The sequence below is a fragment of the Klebsiella sp. CN_Kp113 genome (assembly GCF_040064585.1).
GTDB lineage: Bacteria > Pseudomonadota > Gammaproteobacteria > Enterobacterales > Enterobacteriaceae > Klebsiella > Klebsiella michiganensis.
Map to the genome: position 1 here is coordinate 1 of NZ_JBEAID010000062.1, position 2,661 is coordinate 2,661.

Annotated in this window: 2 protein-coding genes; both read left to right on the forward strand. The window is 47.8% G+C overall.

Annotated elements, in window-relative coordinates:
• The first annotated feature begins 71 nt into the window (after window positions 1-71).
• Window positions 72-1,076 (forward strand): IS110-like element IS4321 family transposase, encoded by a 1,005-nt coding sequence (locus ABLV30_RS26955; RefSeq protein ID WP_000427623.1) that lies wholly within the window; start codon window positions 72-74, stop codon window positions 1,074-1,076.
• A gap of 322 nt (window positions 1,077-1,398) precedes the next feature.
• Complete coding sequence (locus ABLV30_RS26960; RefSeq protein ID WP_000427623.1) at window positions 1,399-2,403, forward strand: IS110-like element IS4321 family transposase; 1,005 nt, start codon at window positions 1,399-1,401, stop codon at window positions 2,401-2,403.
• Window positions 2,404-2,661 lie beyond the last annotated feature (258 nt).

Consider the following 2,661-nt stretch of genomic DNA (forward strand, 5'->3'; position numbering starts at 1 on the left):
TATTTAATGAGATGGTCACTCCCTCCTTCCCGGTACTATGCTGAGGACAGGCTTTCATTCGGAGAACTATCATGGAAAACATTGCGCTCATTGGTATCGATCTGGGTAAAAACTCTTTCCATATTCATTGCCAGGATCGTCGCGGGAAGGCTGTTTACCGTAAAAAATTTACCCGGCCAAAGTTGATCGAATTTTTGGCGACATGCCCCGCTACAACCATCGCAATGGAAGCCTGTGGCGGTTCTCACTTTATGGCACGCAAGTTGGAAGAGTTGGGGCATTCCCCAAAGCTGATATCACCACAATTTGTCCGCCCGTTCGTTAAAAGCAATAAAAACGACTTTGTCGACGCCGAAGCTATTTGTGAAGCTGCATCGCGTCCGTCTATGCGTTTTGTGCAGCCCAGAACGGAATCTCAGCAGGCAATGCGGGCTCTGCATCGTGTCCGTGAATCCCTGGTTCAGGATAAGGTAAAAACAACCAATCAAATGCATGCTTTTCTGCTGGAATTTGGCATTAGCGTTCCCCGAGGAGCTGCCGTTATTAGCCGACTGAGTACCATTCTTGAGGATAATAGTTTGCCTCTTTACCTCAGCCAGTTATTGCTGAAATTACAACAGCATTATCACTATCTTGTTGAGCAGATTAAAGATTTGGAATCCCAGTTGAAACGAAAGTTGGACGAAGATGAGGTTGGACAGCGCTTGCTGAGCATTCCCTGCGTCGGAACACTGACAGCGAGTACTATTTCAACTGAGATTGGCGACGGGAAGCAGTACGCCAGCAGCCGTGACTTTGCGGCGGCAACAGGGCTTGTACCTCGGCAGTACAGCACGGGAGGTAGGACGACATTGCTGGGAATTAGTAAGCGAGGTAATAAAAAGATCCGAACTTTGTTGGTTCAATGTGCCAGGGTATTCATACAAAAACTGGAACACCAGTCTGGCAAATTGGCCGATTGGGTCAGGGATTTACTGTGCCGGAAAAGCAACTTTGTCGTCACTTGTGCTCTGGCAAACAAGCTGGCCAGAATAGCCTGGGCCCTAACGGCACGACAGCAAACTTATGTAGCATAACGGCAGAAATACACCGGTTTAAAGAATTACTGATCTGGTTTTGCGAATACTGATATTGATGATACTAACGGCCCACCGGCCTGTTGAGGAACCTGTAAAACGGAAAGGCTCATTGAAGCCGTATATTTTCTGGAGGTTCATCAGGCGCGGAACTCATCAAGGCGCGGGAATAAAATCCCATTCAGACGCCGGATAGATTCAAGCAAGCCAACTTGTCGTCAAAATCGGTGTTGCAAAAACGGGAGTGACCATAGATAATGAGATGGTCACTCCCTCCTTCCCGGTACTATGCTGAGGACAGGCTTTCATTCGGAGAACTATCATGGAAAACATTGCGCTCATTGGTATCGATCTGGGTAAAAACTCTTTCCATATTCATTGCCAGGATCGTCGCGGGAAGGCTGTTTACCGTAAAAAATTTACCCGGCCAAAGTTGATCGAATTTTTGGCGACATGCCCCGCTACAACCATCGCAATGGAAGCCTGTGGCGGTTCTCACTTTATGGCACGCAAGTTGGAAGAGTTGGGGCATTCCCCAAAGCTGATATCACCACAATTTGTCCGCCCGTTCGTTAAAAGCAATAAAAACGACTTTGTCGACGCCGAAGCTATTTGTGAAGCTGCATCGCGTCCGTCTATGCGTTTTGTGCAGCCCAGAACGGAATCTCAGCAGGCAATGCGGGCTCTGCATCGTGTCCGTGAATCCCTGGTTCAGGATAAGGTAAAAACAACCAATCAAATGCATGCTTTTCTGCTGGAATTTGGCATTAGCGTTCCCCGAGGAGCTGCCGTTATTAGCCGACTGAGTACCATTCTTGAGGATAATAGTTTGCCTCTTTACCTCAGCCAGTTATTGCTGAAATTACAACAGCATTATCACTATCTTGTTGAGCAGATTAAAGATTTGGAATCCCAGTTGAAACGAAAGTTGGACGAAGATGAGGTTGGACAGCGCTTGCTGAGCATTCCCTGCGTCGGAACACTGACAGCGAGTACTATTTCAACTGAGATTGGCGACGGGAAGCAGTACGCCAGCAGCCGTGACTTTGCGGCGGCAACAGGGCTTGTACCTCGGCAGTACAGCACGGGAGGTAGGACGACATTGCTGGGAATTAGTAAGCGAGGTAATAAAAAGATCCGAACTTTGTTGGTTCAATGTGCCAGGGTATTCATACAAAAACTGGAACACCAGTCTGGCAAATTGGCCGATTGGGTCAGGGATTTACTGTGCCGGAAAAGCAACTTTGTCGTCACTTGTGCTCTGGCAAACAAGCTGGCCAGAATAGCCTGGGCCCTAACGGCACGACAGCAAACTTATGTAGCATAACGGCAGAAATACACCGGTTTAAAGAATTACTGATCTGGTTTTGCGAATACTGATATTGATGATACTAACGGCCCACCGGCCTGTTGAGGAACCTGTAAAACGGAAAGGCTCATTGAAGCCGTATATTTTCTGGAGGTTCATCAGGCGCGGAACTCATCAAGGCGCGGGAATAAAATCCCATTCAGACGCCGGATAGATTCAAGCAAGCCAACTTGTCGTCAAAATCGGTGTTGCAAAAACGGGAGTGACCATAGATTC